Origin of the sequence: Streptococcus mitis, assembly GCF_000722765.2 — a bacterium.
GTDB lineage: Bacteria > Bacillota > Bacilli > Lactobacillales > Streptococcaceae > Streptococcus > Streptococcus mitis_AQ.
The window spans coordinates 1,076,018-1,091,594 of the sequence record NZ_CP028415.1 but is presented as its reverse complement, the minus strand read 5'-3'; the positions used below and the strand labels follow the sequence as shown (position 1 = coordinate 1,091,594).

General features: G+C 40.8%; 13 protein-coding genes, 1 tRNA gene and 1 pseudogene. All 15 read left to right on the top strand.

Going from position 1 to position 15,577, the window contains the following annotated elements; all coding sequences use genetic code 11:
* Positions 1-63: 63 nt before the first annotated feature.
* The 15 genes and pseudogenes from dprA to SK637_RS05595 all read left to right on the top strand — a co-directional run bounded on the left by dprA (position 64) and on the right by SK637_RS05595 (position 15,500).
* Entirely contained in the window at positions 64-912 is an 849-nt protein-coding gene (gene dprA / locus SK637_RS05665) for a DNA-processing protein DprA (protein WP_033688908.1), read from the top strand.
* A 232-nt stretch (positions 913-1,144) separates the two neighbouring features.
* A pseudogene (gene topA, locus SK637_RS05660) lies at positions 1,145-3,231 on the top strand (type I DNA topoisomerase).
* A gap of 105 nt (positions 3,232-3,336) precedes the next feature.
* On the top strand, positions 3,337-3,696 hold the full coding sequence (locus tag SK637_RS05655) for a YbaN family protein (RefSeq protein ID WP_001220352.1): 360 nt from the start codon (positions 3,337-3,339) through the stop codon (positions 3,694-3,696).
* Positions 3,697-3,787: 91 nt separating this feature from the next.
* Positions 3,788-4,420, top strand: a complete 633-nt coding sequence (locus SK637_RS05650) for a copper homeostasis protein CutC (protein WP_033688906.1) — start codon at positions 3,788-3,790, stop codon at positions 4,418-4,420.
* A gap of 43 nt (positions 4,421-4,463) precedes the next feature.
* Positions 4,464-5,120: an MmcQ/YjbR family DNA-binding protein gene (locus SK637_RS05645; RefSeq protein ID WP_033688905.1), complete on the top strand. Its 657-nt coding sequence runs from the start codon at positions 4,464-4,466 to the stop codon at positions 5,118-5,120.
* A gap of 313 nt (positions 5,121-5,433) precedes the next feature.
* On the top strand, positions 5,434-6,996 hold the full coding sequence (locus SK637_RS05640) for a 2-isopropylmalate synthase (RefSeq protein ID WP_033688904.1): 1,563 nt from the start codon (positions 5,434-5,436) through the stop codon (positions 6,994-6,996).
* An 11-nt stretch (positions 6,997-7,007) separates the two neighbouring features.
* Positions 7,008-8,045, top strand: a complete 1,038-nt coding sequence (gene leuB, locus SK637_RS05635; protein WP_033688903.1) for a 3-isopropylmalate dehydrogenase — start codon at positions 7,008-7,010, stop codon at positions 8,043-8,045.
* Positions 8,042-8,311 (top strand): DUF1294 domain-containing protein, encoded by a 270-nt coding sequence (locus SK637_RS05630; protein ID WP_033688902.1) that lies wholly within the window; start codon positions 8,042-8,044, stop codon positions 8,309-8,311. Before leuB ends, SK637_RS05630 begins: the two co-directional genes overlap by 4 nt.
* Positions 8,312-8,314: 3 nt before the next feature.
* Entirely contained in the window at positions 8,315-9,697 is a 1,383-nt protein-coding gene (gene leuC / locus SK637_RS05625) for a 3-isopropylmalate dehydratase large subunit (protein ID WP_033688901.1), read from the top strand.
* 9 nt (positions 9,698-9,706) lie between these two features.
* Positions 9,707-10,300 (top strand): 3-isopropylmalate dehydratase small subunit, encoded by a 594-nt coding sequence (gene leuD / locus SK637_RS05620; protein ID WP_000410625.1) that lies wholly within the window; start codon positions 9,707-9,709, stop codon positions 10,298-10,300.
* 25 nt (positions 10,301-10,325) lie between these two features.
* Complete coding sequence (locus SK637_RS05615; RefSeq protein ID WP_000160498.1) at positions 10,326-11,105, top strand: L-threonylcarbamoyladenylate synthase; 780 nt, start codon at positions 10,326-10,328, stop codon at positions 11,103-11,105.
* 164 nt (positions 11,106-11,269) lie between these two features.
* On the top strand, positions 11,270-12,898 hold the full coding sequence (locus SK637_RS05610) for an AAA family ATPase (RefSeq protein WP_033688900.1): 1,629 nt from the start codon (positions 11,270-11,272) through the stop codon (positions 12,896-12,898).
* Entirely contained in the window at positions 12,882-14,201 is a 1,320-nt protein-coding gene (locus SK637_RS05605) for an McrC family protein (RefSeq protein WP_080710502.1), read from the top strand. Before SK637_RS05610 ends, SK637_RS05605 begins: the two co-directional genes overlap by 17 nt.
* A gap of 174 nt (positions 14,202-14,375) precedes the next feature.
* Positions 14,376-15,362: a GMP reductase gene (locus SK637_RS05600; RefSeq protein WP_033688898.1), complete on the top strand. Its 987-nt coding sequence runs from the start codon at positions 14,376-14,378 to the stop codon at positions 15,360-15,362.
* 66 nt (positions 15,363-15,428) lie between these two features.
* Positions 15,429-15,500: transfer RNA gene (locus SK637_RS05595), tRNA-Arg, on the top strand.
* Positions 15,501-15,577 lie beyond the last annotated feature (77 nt).

Sequence of the window (15,577 nt, the reverse complement as noted above, 5' to 3'; positions counted from 1 at the left end):
TCGGATGTTTTTTTGATTTTTTTACGAATAAATAGATGAGTAGAAAAAGAAATGGAGATATTTATGAAAATCACAAACTATGAAATCTATAAGTTAAAAAAATCAGGTTTGACCAATCAACAGATTTTGAAAGTCCTAGAATACGGTGAAAATGTTGATCAGGAGCTTTTGTTGGGTGATATTGCAGATATATCAGGTTGCAGAAATCCAGCTGTTTTTATGGAACGTTATTTTCAGATAGACGATACGCATTTGGAGAAGGAGTTTCAAAAATTTCCATCTTTCTCTATTTTAGACGACTGTTATCCTTGGGATTTAAGTGAAATATACGATGCTCCTGTGCTTTTATTTTACAAGGGAAATCTAGACCTCTTGAAATTCCCGAAGGTAGCGGTCGTGGGAAGTCGTGCTTGTAGCAAACAGGGAGTTAAGTCAGTTGAAAAAGTTATTCAGGGCTTGGAAAATGAACTGGTTATCGTCAGTGGATTAGCCAAGGGCATTGACACAGCAGCTCATATGGCTGCTCTTCAGAATGGCGGAAAAACCATTGCAGTGATTGGAACAGGGCTGGATGTGTTTTATCCTAAAGCCAATAAACGTTTGCAAGACTATATCGGAAATGATCATCTGGTTCTCAGTGAATATGGACCAGGCGAACAACCTCTGAAATTTCATTTTCCTGCCCGAAATCGTATCATTGCTGGACTTTGTCGTGGTGTGATTGTAGCAGAGGCTAAGATGCGTTCAGGTAGTCTCATTACCTGTGAGAGAGCAATGGAAGAAGGGCGTGACGTCTTTGTTATTCCTGGCAGTATTTTAGATGGACTATCAGACGGTTGTCATCATTTGATTCAAGAAGGAGCAAAATTGGTCACCAGTGGGCAAGATGTTCTTGCTGAGTTTGAATTTTAAGACTCTTCGAAAATCTCTTCAAACCACGTTAGCTTCCATCTGCAACCTCAAAACAGTGTTTTGAGAAACCTGCGGATACCTTCCTAGTTTGCTATTTGATTTTCATTGACTATAAGAAGAAAGTCCGCTTAGTAGACAAACTTTTCTTCTATATATAGGAGCTAAGTCTTGACAGTTATGGCAAAATGGTTTACACTTTATAAAGTTTATTACTTTGAAAAGGTGTGATACTGTGGCTACGGCAACAAAAAAGAAAAAATCAACAGTTAAAAAAATCTAGTAATCGTGGAGTCGCCTGCTAAGGCCAAGACGATTGAAAAATATCTCGGCAGAAACTACAAGGTTTTAGCCAGTGTCGGCCATATCCGTGATTTGAAAAAATCCAGTATGTCCGTCGATATTGAAAATAATTATGAACCGCAATATATCAATATCCGAGGAAAAGGTCCTCTCATCAATGACTTGAAAAAAGAAGCCAAAAAAGCTAATAAAGTCTTTCTGGCGAGTGACCCGGACCGTGAAGGAGAAGCGATTTCTTGGCATTTGGCCCATATTCTCAACTTGGATGAAAATGATGCCAACCGTGTGGTCTTCAATGAAATCACCAAGGATGCGGTCAAAAATGCTTTTAAAGAACCTCGTAAGATTGATATGGACTTGGTCGATGCCCAACAGGCTCGTCGTGTCCTAGACCGTTTGGTAGGCTATTCGATTTCGCCTATTTTGTGGAAGAAGGTCAAGAAGGGCTTATCAGCAGGGCGCGTTCAGTCTATTGCGCTTAAGTTAATCATTGACCGTGAGAATGAAATCAATGCCTTTCAGCCAGAAGAATATTGGACAATTGATGTCGTCTTTAAAAAGGGAACCAAGCAATTCCAGGCTTCCTTCTATGGAGTAGATGGTAAAAAGCTGAAACTGACTAGCAATGACGAGGTTAAGGAAGTCTTGTCTCGTCTGACTAGTAAAGATTTTTCAGTAGATCAGGTGGATAAGAAAGAGCGCAAGCGCAATGCTCCTTTACCTTATACCACTTCATCTATGCAGATGGATGCGGCTAATAAAATCAATTTCCGTACTCGAAAGACCATGATGGTTGCCCAACAGCTTTATGAAGGGATTAATATTGGTTCTGGTGTGCAAGGTTTAATTACCTATATGCGTACCGATTCGACTCGTATCAGTCCAGTGGCGCAAAATGAGGCAGCAAGCTTCATTACGGACCGTTTTGGTAGCAAGTATTCTAAGCATGGTAGCAAGGTTAAAAATGCATCAGGTGCTCAGGATGCCCATGAGGCTATTCGTCCGTCTAGCGTTTTTAATACACCAGAAAGTATTGCTAAGTATCTGGATAAGGATCAGCTCAAGCTTTATACTCTTATTTGGAATCGTTTTGTGGCTAGCCAGATGACAGCTGCTGTCTTTGATACCATGGCCGTTAAATTGTCTCAAAATGGGGTTCAATTTGCTGCTAATGGTAGTCAGGTTAAGTTTGATGGTTATCTTGCTATTTATAATGATTCTGACAAGAATAAGATGTTACCGGACATGGCTGTTGGCGATGTGGTTAAACAGATTAATAGCAAACCAGAGCAACATTTCACTCAACCGCCTGCTCGTTATTCTGAAGCGACACTGATCAAGACCTTGGAAGAAAATGGGGTTGGCCGTCCGTCAACCTACGCACCAACCATTGAAACCATTCAAAAACGATATTATGTTCGTCTTGCAGCTAAACGTTTTGAACCAACAGAGTTGGGAGAAATTGTTAACAAGCTCATCGTTGAATATTTCCCAGATATCGTAAACGTGACCTTTACAGCCGAAATGGAAGGCAAGCTGGACGATGTCGAAGTCGGAAAAGAACAGTGGCAACGTGTCATTGACGCCTTTTACAAACCTTTCTCTAAAGAGGTCTCCAAGGCTGAAGAAGAAATGGAAAAAATCCAGATCAAGGATGAACCAGCTGGATTTGATTGTGAAGTGTGTGGCAGTCCAATGGTCATTAAACTTGGTCGTTTTGGTAAGTTCTACGCTTGTAGCAATTTCCCAGATTGCCGTCATACCCAAGCAATTGTGAAAGAGATTGGTGTTGAGTGTCCAAGTTGTCATCAGGGACAAATCATTGAACGTAAAACCAAGCGTAACCGCCTCTTCTATGGTTGCAATCGCTATCCAGACTGTGAATTTACTTCTTGGGACAAGCCTGTTGGTCGTGACTGTCCAAAATGTGGTAACTTCCTCATGGAGAAAAAAGTCCGTGGTGGTGGCAAGCAGGTTGTATGTAGTAATGGCGACTACGAAGAAGAAAAGATTAAATAAGAGGAGAGTCCTGAAAGTCAATTTCAGGCTCTTTTTAGTTGGAGCTTGACAAAATTCATCATTGTATGCGAAACTAGAAGAAGATTATTTTAATTAGGAGTAGCTATGCGTATTATTTATCTAATTATTGGTTTTTTATCACTGGCTTTGGCTATTGTCGGGGTTGTTTTACCCTTGTTGCCGACAACGCCTTTCCTTTTGTTGTCTATTGCTTGTTTCTCCAGAAGTTCCAAGCGCTTCGAAGATTGGCTTTACCATACCAAGCTCTATCAAGCATATGTAGCTGATTTTCGCGAGACCAAGTCTATTGCGCGTGAACGTAAGAAAAAAATCATCGTTTCTATCTACATCTTGATGGGAATTTCCATTTATTTTGCACCTCTTTTACCAGTCAAAATCGGTCTGGGAGCTTTGACCATCTTTATCACCTACTATCTCTTTAAAGTCATTCCAGACAAAGAATAAAAAAATAGTAGCAATTTTCCTTGATATAAATGAAAGCATATTCACAACAATATGATATAATAAATTCAAAGTAATCTTCAAGGAGAATCAAATGATTTACGAATTTTGTTCTGAAAATGTGACCTTGCTTGAAAAAGCGATGCAGGCCGGAGCTCGTCGAATCGAACTCTGTGACAATCTAGCAGTTGGTGGGACAACACCCAGCTATGGAGTGACCAAGGCAGCAGTTGAATTGGCAACCAACTACGATACGACCATTATGACCATGATTCGTCCCCGTGGTGGCGACTTTGTCTATAATGAACTAGAAATTGCTATCATGCTAGAAGATATTCGATTGACTGCTCAGGCTGGAAGTCAAGGGGTTGTTTTTGGAGCTTTAACTGCTGATAAGAAGTTGGATAAGGCTAATCTAGAGAAGTTGATTACTGCATCAAAAGGAATGGAAATTGTCTTCCACATGGCCTTTGATGAATTGAGTGACGAAGATCAGTTGGAAGCTATTGACTGGCTCAGCCAAGCTGGTGTCACTCGTATCCTGACTCGTGCTGGTGTATCTGAGGATTCACTAGACAAACGTTTTGCTCACTATCACAGAATTTTGGAGCACGCTAAAGGTAAGATTGAAATTCTACCAGGTGGGGGGATTGACCTTGACAACCGTCAGACCTTTATCGACCAGCTGGGCGTGACACAATTGCACGGAACTAAGGTGGTCTTTTAAAAAATAGAAAGGAACTGCTAGCTTTGGGTAGCAGTTTTCACTTATGTTTGAAATTTTTAAATCTTATCAGTTTAATCAAGAAAAGGCTCGTGCCTATGGTTTTGTAGAAAATTGGGAAGTCTGGACTTATAGTTGCCAGATTTTGCAGGGTGACTTTGTTATGACTGTGTCCATCACTGATGATAATGTGAGTTTTCAAGTCTTTGACCAGGAGACTGGTGACCTCTATCCTCAAGTCCATATAGAAAGTATGAGAGGAAGTTTTGTAGGAAGTGTCCGTGAGGCTTGTTTGGAAATTCTTTACCAGATTCGGAAGGCCTGTTTTGATGCACAAGATTTTATCTGTCCTCAGACTAAGCGAATCGTGACTCAGGTTCAGGAACAGTATGGAAACCAGTTGGAGTATCTGTGGGAGAAATCGCCTGATACAGCAGTTTTAAGACATGAAGGTAATCAAAAGTGGTATGCCGTTTTGATGAAAATTTCTTGGGATAAGCTGGAAAAGGGGAGAGAAGGATTAGTGGAAGCAGTCAATCTCAAGCACGACCAAGTAGAGGACTTGCTTTCACAAAAGGGGATTTATCCAGCTTTTCATATGAACAAACGTTACTGGATTAGTGTGGCGCTTGATGATACTTTATCAGATGAAGAAGTCCTGGAATTGATAGAAAAAAGTTGGAGCTTAACCTCTAAAAAATGAAACATTTCAAGGATTTTCAAGAACTTTCAATTAGCGAAATATTCTTTACTGAAGAAATTTTCAGAAAATATTGGATTTTTTCTTGACAAGTGTTTTTAGCTATGCTAAAATACTAAACAAGATATCAAACGAAGGAGGAAGTCAAACATGAAAACAGCTAAGTTTAATCAATTTGCTTTGTTGTTGAGGTACTCGGGCTAGTGCAAAAAGCATTAGTCCTGTTTGGCTTACCAAGCGGGAGTAAATCAACATCTCGCTTGGACTTCTAAGCGAGATGTTTTTTTAAAACCACATTTGGAAAAGGGGAAATCTTATGAGAACAGTTGAATTTCTAGATACCAGCCTTCGGGATGGAGAACAGACACCAGGTGTTAACTTTTCAATCAAGGAAAAAATTGCCATCGCAAGACAACTAGAAAAATGGGGCATTTCAGCAATTGAAGCTGGTTTTCCAGCGGCTAGTCCAGACTCATTTACGGCAGTGCAGGAGATTGCTAAGGTCTTGAAGAAAACAGCGGTGACTGGTTTGGCACGTTCGGTCAAGTCTGATATCGATGCTTGCTACGAGGCTCTCAAGGACGCCAAGTATCCACAGGTTCATGTCTTTATCGCTACCAGTTCGATTCATCGCAAGTATAAGCTCAATAAGAGCAAGGAAGAGATTTTGGAAGCTATTAAGGAGCATGTTTCGTACGCCCGTTCTAAGTTTGAAGTGGTCGAATTCTCTCCTGAGGATGCAACTAGAACAGAGTTGGATTTCCTCTTGCAAGTTGTTCAAACAGCGGTTGATGCAGGGGCGTCTTATATCAATATCCCTGACACGGTTGGATTTACCACACCAGAGGAATACGGAGCTATCTTCAAACACTTGATTGAGAATGTCAAGACAGATCGTCAGATTATCTATTCGCCTCACTGTCATGATGACCTCGGAATGGCAGTGGCAAATAGCCTTGCCGCTGTCAAGAATGGGGCAGGTCGTGTTGAAGGGACTATCAATGGTATCGGGGAACGAGCTGGGAATGCTGCTCTTGAAGAAATTGCAGTGGCGCTCAATATTCGCCAAGATTACTACCAAGCAGAAACCAGTATTGTTTTAAATGAGACCATCAATACGTCAGAAATGGTTTCTCGCTTCTCAGGAATTCCAGTTCCTAAAAACAAGGCTGTGGTTGGTGGTAATGCCTTTTCTCATGAATCTGGTATTCACCAAGATGGAGTTCTTAAAAATCCTCTTACTTATGAGATTATCACCCCTGAATTGGTTGGTGTTAAGAGTAATAGTCTTCCGCTTGGTAAATTGTCAGGTCGCCATGCCTTTATCGAGAAACTAAGAGAATTGGCCCTAGACTTTACAGAAGAGGATATCAAACCACTCTTCGCCAAGTTCAAGGCACTGGCCGACAAGAAACAAGAAATCACAGATGCAGATATTCGTGCACTGGTGGCTGGAACTATGGTTGAAAACCCTGAAGGATTCCACTTTGATGATTTACAACTTCAAACTCATGCAGACAATGACATTGAAGCAATCGTTAGCCTAGCCAATATGGATGGTGAAAAAGTCGAATTTAATGCGACAGGGCAAGGTTCCGTTGAAGCAATCTTTAACGCTATCGATAAGTTCTTTAACCAATCCGTCCGCTTGGTGTCCTATACTATTGACGCTGTGACAGATGGAATTGATGCCCAAGCTCGGGTCTTGGTCACTGTTGAAAACAGAGATACAGAAACCATCTTTAATGCAGCAGGGCTTGATTTCGATGTACTGAAAGCATCTGCTATTGCCTACATCAATGCTAATACCTTTGTTCAAAAAGAGAATGCTGGTGAGATGGGACGCAGTGTTTCCTATCGTGACATGCCTAGTGTGTAAAGGAGAATGCTATGACAAAAAAAATAGTAGCTCTAGCAGGGGACGGAATTGGCCCAGAAATCATGGAGGCTGGTTTAGAAGTTCTGGAAGCTCTAGCTGAAAAAACAGGTTTCGACTATGAGATTGATAGAAGACCCTTCGGAGGTGCAGGTATTGATGCAGCAGGCCATCCCTTACCTAGTGAAACCCTCAAAGCATGTAGAGAAGCAGATGCCATTCTCCTAGCGGCTATCGGGAGTCCCCAGTATGATGGAGCAGCGGTTCGCCCAGAACAAGGCCTGTTGGCTCTCCGTAAGGAACTCAATCTCTATGCCAATATTCGCCCGGTAAAAATCTTTGATAGTCTCAAGCATTTGTCACCACTCAAACCAGAACGAATTGCTGGTGTGGACTTTGTCGTGGTACGGGAGTTGACTGGCGGAATCTACTTTGGAGATCATATCCTTGAAGAGCGCAAAGCGCGTGATATCAACGACTATAGCTATGAGGAAGTGGAGCGGATTATTCGCAAGGCCTTTGAGATTGCAAGAAATCGCAGAAAAATCGTTACTAGTATCGATAAGCAAAATGTGTTGGCAACATCAAAACTCTGGCGGAAAGTAGCTGAGGAGGTCGCACAGGATTTCCCGGATGTGACCTTGGAACACCAGTTGGTGGACTCAGCTGCCATGCTCATGATTACCAATCCTGCTAAGTTTGATGTCATCGTGACGGAGAATCTTTTCGGAGATATTCTATCTGATGAATCAAGCGTTCTATCTGGCACACTTGGAGTCATGCCATCAGCCAGTCATTCTGAAAAGGGACCAAGTCTCTATGAGCCCATTCACGGGTCAGCGCCTGATATTGCAGGTCAAGGAATTGCCAATCCCATTTCCATGATTTTATCAGTTGCCATGATGCTGAGAGACAGCTTTGGACGCTATGAGGATGCAGAGCGTATCGAGCGTGCTGTTGAGGCAAGTTTGGCAGCTGGAATTTTAACGAGAGATTTAGGAGGACAGGCTTCGACAAAGGAAATGACGGAAGCTATTATTTCAAGGTTATGAAATTAGACGAAAAAATTACTCTAGTCCTCTTGATTTGGAATGTCATGATTTTCTTGATTTATGGCATTGACAAATCCAAGGCAAGGAGAAGAGCTTGGCGCATCCCAGAGAAAGTCTTACTCATTTTAGCCCTTTCTTGTGGTGGTTTTGGGGCCTGGTTAGCAGGAATCATCTTTCATCACAAGACTCGAAAATGGTATTTTAAAACAGTTTGGTTTCTTGGGATGGTGACCACACTAGTAGCCTTATATTTTATTTGGAGGTAATGGATGGCAGGAAAATCGATTTTTGATAAATTATGGGATCGTCATGTTATCACAGGAGAAGAGGGGCAGCCCCAACTCATGTATGTGGACCAGCACTATATCCACGAGGTGACCAGTCCTCAGGCTTTTCAAGGATTACGAGACGCAGGTCGCAGATTGAGACGGCCAGACTTGACATTTGGAACCTTTGACCACAATGTCCCGACGGTCAATATCTACGATATTCGAGATGTGATTTCTAAGGCACAAATTGATAAGCTAGCTGAAAATGTTGAGGAGTTTGGGATTGAACATGCGGCTCACGGTTCTGAAAAGCAGGGAATTGTTCACATGGTTGGACCAGAAACAGGACGGACCCAACCAGGAAAATTCATCGTCTGTGGAGACAGCCATACGGCAACTCACGGAGCTTTCGGAGCAATCGCTTTTGGAATTGGGACCAGTGAGGTCGAACATGTCTTTGCGACACAGACCCTCTGGCAGGTCAAACCCAAGAAAATGCTGGTGGAATTCACTGGTGTTCCTCAAAAGGGAGTTTATTCCAAGGACTTTATTTTAGCCTTGATTGCCAAGTACGGCGTTGCTTGCGGCGTTGGCTACGTCGTGGAATATCGAGGACAAGCGATTGATGCACTGAGCATGGAAGAGCGAATGACCATCTGCAATATGTCCATCGAGTTTGGATCTAAGATGGGAATCATGAATCCGGATCAAACCACCTATGATTATCTCAAGGGCCGGGAATGTGTTCCAGAAGCTTTCGAAGAGGCTGTGGCGGATTGGAAGACCCTTGTCAGTGATGAGAATGTCGTTTACGATAAGGTTATCCAGATGGATGTTTCAGACTTGGCTCCTATGGTGACCTGGGGAACCAATCCTGCTATGGGGGTTGACTTTGACAGTAGCTTCCCAGAAATTAAGGACATGAATGATGAGAGAGCCTACAATTATATGGGTTTGGAGCCTGGTCAAAAGCCAGCGGATATTGAACTAGGCTATATCTTTATTGGCTCATGTACTAATGCTCGTCTTAGTGACTTGCAGCTAGCGGCTCGATTTGTCAAAGGAAAGAAAATTGCTCCTAACTTAACGGCTATCGTAGTTCCAGGTTCTCGTCCTGTCAAACGAGCTGCTGAGAAGTTGGGCTTGGACAAGGTTTTCCTAGATGCTGGCTTTGAGTGGAGAGACCCCGGTTGCTCTATGTGCCTAGGGATGAATCCTGACAAGGTTCCAGATGGTGTCCACTGTGCCTCAACCAGCAACCGTAACTTTGAAGATAGACAAGGCTTTGGTGCTAAGACCCATCTCTGCAGTCCAGCCATGGCAGCTGCGGCAGCTATTGCAGGGCGCTTCGTAGATGTTCGGCTCATGCCAGAAGCCCAGTAAGGAGAGGATATGGAAAAATTTACAGTTTATACGGGAACGACCGTTCCTCTTATGAATGATAACATCGATACCGATCAAATCCTTCCCAAGCAGTTTCTTAAGTTAATTGATAAAAAAGGCTTTGGTAAGTACCTCATGTATGCTTGGCGTTATCTGGATGACAAGTATACTGAGGATCCAGACTTTGTCTTTAACCGACCTGAATACCGCAAGGCTAGTATTCTCATCTCAGGGGATAACTTTGGGGCAGGGTCTTCGAGGGAACACGCTGCTTGGGCTCTAGCGGACTATGGTTTTAAGGTCGTGATTGCAGGGTCTTTCGGTGATATTCATTACAATAATGAACTAAATAATGGCATGTTGCCAATTGTTCAGCCCAGAGAGGTTAGAGAGAAACTGGCCCAGCTACAACCAAGTGATCAGGTAACTGTGGACTTGGAACAACAAAAAATCATCTCACCAGTTGGAGAATTCACTTTTGAAATCGATAGCGAATGGAAACACAAACTCTTAAATGGTTTGGATGATATCGGTATTACCTTGCAGTATGAAGATTTGATTGCTGCTTATGAAAAACAACGACCAGCCTACTGGCAGGATTAGAAAAAATAGAAAAGGAAATAGAACTATGACAAAACACATTCAATGGAACGGAACACTTTCACAAGAAGGCTATGATATTTTAAAAGGTGAGGGCGGATGTATCGTTTGCCCTACAAAAGTTGGCTACATCATCATGACCAGTGACAAGGCAGGACTTGAACGCAAGTTCGCAGCCAAAGAGCGTAACCGTAACAAACCAGGTGTTGTTCTCTGTGGTAGCATGGACGAGCTTCGTGCTTTAGCACAACTCAACCCAGAAATTGAAGCCTTCTACCAAAAACATTGGGATGAAGATATTCTTCTTGGTTGTATCCTTCCTTGGAAACCAGAAGCTTTTGAAAAACTCAAAGCATACGGTGATGGCCGTGAAGAACTCATGACTGATGTGCGTGGTACTAGCTGTTTTGTTATCAAATTTGGGAAAGCTGGTGAACAATTGGCTGCCAAACTTTGGGAAGAAGGAAAAATGGTATACGCTTCATCTGCAAATCCTTCTGGAAAAGGAAATCGTGGTAAGGTTGAAGGAATCGGAGAACGCATCGAAGGAGCAGTGGACCTTGTCATTGAAGCAGACGACTATGTGGCATCCATCCAACCGGACAAAACGATTGAAACCCGCTACGAGCAAGGTGTGATGGTGTCTATGGTCGATAAAGACGGCAAACTCATCCCAGAACAAGGAGGAGCACGTTCAACTTCACCAGCCCCAGTTGTGATCCGTAAAGGGCTTGACATTGATAAGATTATGATGCACCTGTCAGACACCTTTAACTCATGGGACTACCGTCAGGGTGAGTATTATTAGGATTAAAAAGAAGTCTAGTGTTATGAGGGAATAAAGCTCTTTACACTAGGCTTTTTCTTTAGAAATTCTTTTCTTTTTTATACAGATGTGATATTCTATATGTGAAATAGGGGTTTGAAATATTAAATACTAACTAGCCTATAATATGAAAATGGAGCTACAAAATGGAAGAAAAATTAAATTATTGGATGATAGTTGCAGGAGGAGGTGGAAAAGTTTGGTCTTTATTTAAAGAAGAAAATATAGCTTGTATAGATTTTGATTCTAATTTATCTAATATTTTAGATTACAATAATCCTGAAGAATTGAAGCAAGGAAAGCAGAGAAATTTATTTATTTGGAAGTTTGCACATGACATAAAAATAAATGATTATATAATAGCTACCTCAGGATTTAACAAAATTTTGGGTATTGGACAATGTGTGAAAACATATTACTTTGATGAAACAAAAACAGAGTTTAAACATTGTATTGGTGTTAATTGGTTGAAAGTAGATGGTGGATGGGAATACCAAGGTAAAAAAGGTGCAAGACAAACCATCAACTGGGATAGAAATTTAGAACGTATCAATTTATATAAATCTATTCTAAATGGTACATACAGAAAAAATATAGAGAAGGTTGTTATGAATAAAAATATTAACGATTATTTAGATAAATTAAGAAAATCCAAAAACCTAATCCTCCGAGGTGCTCCTGGCACAGGAAAAACTTATCTTGCTAAAGAAATTGCCAAAGAATTAACGGATGGCAACGAAGACCAAATCGGATTTGTACAATTTCACCCATCCTATGATTATACGGATTTTGTAGAGGGATTGAGACCAGTATCAAATGGGGATGGAGCTATTGATTTTAAATTACAAGATGGTATTTTTAAGCAGTTTTGCAAGAAGGCTAAAGAAGCTCAGAAAACTGGTGGACAAGATAATTTTGATGAAACGTGGGCTAAGCTAACGGATGCTATCAATGAAAAGCAAGGACAATACTTCTTCCCTCGTAGTTCTGTTCCAGCCAGTCTAAACAGTCAAGGGAATGTGAAGTTTGATTCTCCTGTTGCTACCAAAGAAAAAGTGTATCTTTTGTACAAGGGTGAAGATACTAATTTAAAGTACGAAACTTATCAAAAAATTGTTTTGGATCACATGAAAGAAAGTTATGGATTATGTGATTATGTATCTCCAACGATTGACACAGACAAGAAATTCGTCTTCATCATTGATGAAATCAACCGTGGGGAGATTTCTAAAATTTTTGGGGAACTCTTTTTCTCTATCGACCCTGGTTATCGTGGTGAAAAGGGGAGTGTTTCTACTCAGTATGCTAATTTACATGAGACTGATGAGAAATTTTATATCCCTGAAAATGTCTATATCATCGGAACTATGAATGATATTGACCGCTCAGTGGATACCTTTGATTTTGCTATGCGCCGTCGCTTCCGCTTTGTTGAAGTTACTGCCGAGAGTCAAGTTGGCATGTTGGATAAAGAGCTGAATATCCATGCAGAAGAAGCAAAAACTCGTCTAAGAAATTTGAATACTTCTATAGAAAACGTTCAGGAATTAAACAGTCATTACCATATCGGACCAAGTTATTTCCTAAAGTTGAAGGATGTAGATTTTGACTATGAATTACTTTGGTCTGATTACCTTAAACCGCTTTTGGAAGATTACTTACGGGGTTCTTATGAGGAATTTGAAACTCTGGAAACTTTGAAAAAAGCATTTGATTTGACAAATAACGAGCGAACAGAACCGCAAGATACTGGTGATAATGATGCGGATAACTGATAATCAGCATAGAATTGCTAAGGAAGACTTTGTCGCAGAATATCCCAAACTAAGTCAAGCACTTCTTAATAGAACACTGGATAACCTTTCTAAAGAGGACAATATCTTTATTTTTCCAAACGATTTGAAGAATTCTCCTGACTTAGAGAAGGACCAAAAAATCTTTGAAATAGTTAATCAGAAAATCAAGACTGGAAATGTGATTGGTTTTCTGGGGTGTGGTCAGGAAAGATTAACGATTTCCTCTCGCTTTTCTGATGAGAGTAATGACTATTTTTTGCATTATCTCTTAAACAAGGTTCTCCATATCAATCTCACTAGTTTAGATGTAGCTTTGTCTCGTGAAGAGAGGCTTTATCAACTTTTGATGTATCTATTCCCCAAGTATCTACAAGCTGCTCTTCGAAAAGGTCTTTATAAGGAATACCAGAGATTTTCTCATAACGACAGTTATGTTAAGGGAGTGATTGATGTAAGAAACCATCTCAAGAAAAACCTTCCTTTCACGGGAAATATTGCCTACACAACGAGAGAGTTCACCTATGATAATCCCTTCATGCAGTTGATTCGTCATACTATTGAATACATTAAGAATCAGAAAAGCATTGGGCAAGGGGTTCTTGATAGTCTCTCAACTAGTCGTGAAAACGTAGCTGAAATCGTGCGTGTAACGCCCTCTTATAAACTAGCTGATCGTGCTAAGATTATTCGGGGAAATCAATCTAAACCTATACGTCATGCATACTTTCACGAGTACAGAAAGTTACAAGAACTTTGTCTGATGATCCTAAACCAAGAAAAGCACGGCTTAGGGTATCAAGATCAAAAAATTCATGGTATTCTTTTTGATGTTGCCTGGCTTTGGGAAGAGTATGTTCATACCTTGTTGCCAAAAGATTTCATCCATCCACGGAATAAAGAAAAGCTAGGTGGTATTTCGGTATTTTCTGTTGGGAAACGGAAAGTATATCCAGATTTTTATGATAGAGAACGAAAGATTGTTCTAGATGCTAAATATAAAAAACTAGAGTTTACTGAAAAAGGGATCAACCGTGAGGACTTATTCCAGCTGATTTCCTATTCTTATATTTTAAAAGCTGAGAAGGCTGGTCTTGTTTTTCCGAGCAAGGACAAGGTTGTTGATAATGAGATAGGAAAGCTAGCAGGTTATGGAGCTTTGTTGAAGAAATGGTCTATCCAAATTCCTAGAGACTCTTCATCCTATCGTGAATTTTGTGAAATGATGTATAACTCCGAAGAAATATTTAAAAGTAATATTACTAAAGAAGTGGGGAGAGAATAATCTCTCCTCTTTCTTTTGTTATTTACACAATAAAAACCGAACAATATATTTTAATTTATAAAATTATTTGACAAAAACTGTACTTTAGTTTATAATGAATTAAGGAAACGTCGGAAAAAGGCGTAGGGATGCGCAAGCATAGGTAGGTCATTACAAAAGAAACGAGACATCGAGATGTTAAATGAATTTCCAATTTTTGATTACGAAGATATTCAATTGATTCCAAATAAATGTGTCATTAAAAGCCGTGCAGAAGCGGATACAAGTGTCACTTTAGGAAATCACACCTTTAAACTACCTGTTGTGCCAGCTAATATGCAGACGATTTTGGATGAAAATGTAGCAGAGCAACTGGCTAAAGGTGGTTACTTCTACATTATGCACCGTTTTGATGAGGAAGGACGCATTCCTTTTATTAAGCGCATGCATGAGCAAGGGCTCATTGCTTCTATCTCTGTCGGTGTTAAAGACTATGAGTATGATTTTGTTAGCCAGCTCAAGGCTGATGCTCCTGAGTACATCACGATTGACATTGCCCATGGTCATGCGGATAGCGTGATTTCTATGATTCAACACATCAAGAAAGAATTGCCAGATACCTTTGTCATTGCTGGAAATGTAGGGACACCAGAAGCTGTGCGTGAATTGGAAAATGCTGGTGCGGATGCTACTAAGGTCGGAATCGGTCCTGGTAAGGTTTGTATTACCAAGGTTAAGACTGGTTTTGGTACAGGTGGTTGGCAGTTGGCTGCTCTACGCTGGTGTGCTAAGGCTGCACGTAAACCGATTATCGCTGATGGAGGGATTCGTACTCACGGTGATATTGCCAAGTCTATCCGCTTCGGTGCTAGCATGGTCATGATTGGTTCCCTCTTTGCAGGACACATCGAAAGTCCAGGGAAAACGATTGAAGTTGATGGTGAACAGTTCAAAGAATATTACGGTTCAGCTTCACAATATCAAAAGGGTGCTTACAAAAATGTGGAAGGAAAACGTATCTTGCTTCCTGCTAAAGGTCATCTGCAAGACACTTTAACTGAGATGGAACAAGACCTTCAAAGTGCTATTTCTTATGCAGGTGGACGTCAGGTTGCTGACCTTAAACACGTTGATTATGTGATTGTGAAAAACTCCATCTGGAATGGGGATGCTTCCCACTAAGACGGGCTATTAGACCAGAAAAAAACTTGTTATTAGAGCAAATTTCTGTTATAATAAAACAAGTTTCCACCCTTAGTGTAATGGATATCACGTAAGATTCCGGTTCTTGAGATGGGGGTTCGATTCCCTCAGGGTGGATGTAAACATCCTAAGAAAGCCTTTAGTAGGGCTTTTTTCTTTACACAGTCCTAAATTGGCCCTTAAAACTGAAAATC

Coding starts and splice junctions, on each gene's coding strand:
- dprA (WP_033688908.1), top strand. CDS start 64: ATGAAAATCACAAACTATGAAATCTATAAGTTAAAAAAATCAGGTTTG.
- SK637_RS05655 (WP_001220352.1), top strand. CDS start 3,337: ATGCGTATTATTTATCTAATTATTGGTTTTTTATCACTGGCTTTGGCT.
- SK637_RS05615 (WP_000160498.1), top strand. CDS start 10,326: ATGACAAAACACATTCAATGGAACGGAACACTTTCACAAGAAGGCTAT.
- leuC (WP_033688901.1), top strand. CDS start 8,315: ATGGCAGGAAAATCGATTTTTGATAAATTATGGGATCGTCATGTTATC.
- SK637_RS05630 (WP_033688902.1), top strand. CDS start 8,042: ATGAAATTAGACGAAAAAATTACTCTAGTCCTCTTGATTTGGAATGTC.
- SK637_RS05645 (WP_033688905.1), top strand. CDS start 4,464: ATGTTTGAAATTTTTAAATCTTATCAGTTTAATCAAGAAAAGGCTCGT.
- SK637_RS05605 (WP_080710502.1), top strand. CDS start 12,882: ATGATGCGGATAACTGATAATCAGCATAGAATTGCTAAGGAAGACTTT.
- SK637_RS05650 (WP_033688906.1), top strand. CDS start 3,788: ATGATTTACGAATTTTGTTCTGAAAATGTGACCTTGCTTGAAAAAGCG.
- SK637_RS05640 (WP_033688904.1), top strand. CDS start 5,434: ATGAGAACAGTTGAATTTCTAGATACCAGCCTTCGGGATGGAGAACAG.
- SK637_RS05610 (WP_033688900.1), top strand. CDS start 11,270: ATGGAAGAAAAATTAAATTATTGGATGATAGTTGCAGGAGGAGGTGGA.
- leuB (WP_033688903.1), top strand. CDS start 7,008: ATGACAAAAAAAATAGTAGCTCTAGCAGGGGACGGAATTGGCCCAGAA.
- SK637_RS05600 (WP_033688898.1), top strand. CDS start 14,376: ATGTTAAATGAATTTCCAATTTTTGATTACGAAGATATTCAATTGATT.
- leuD (WP_000410625.1), top strand. CDS start 9,707: ATGGAAAAATTTACAGTTTATACGGGAACGACCGTTCCTCTTATGAAT.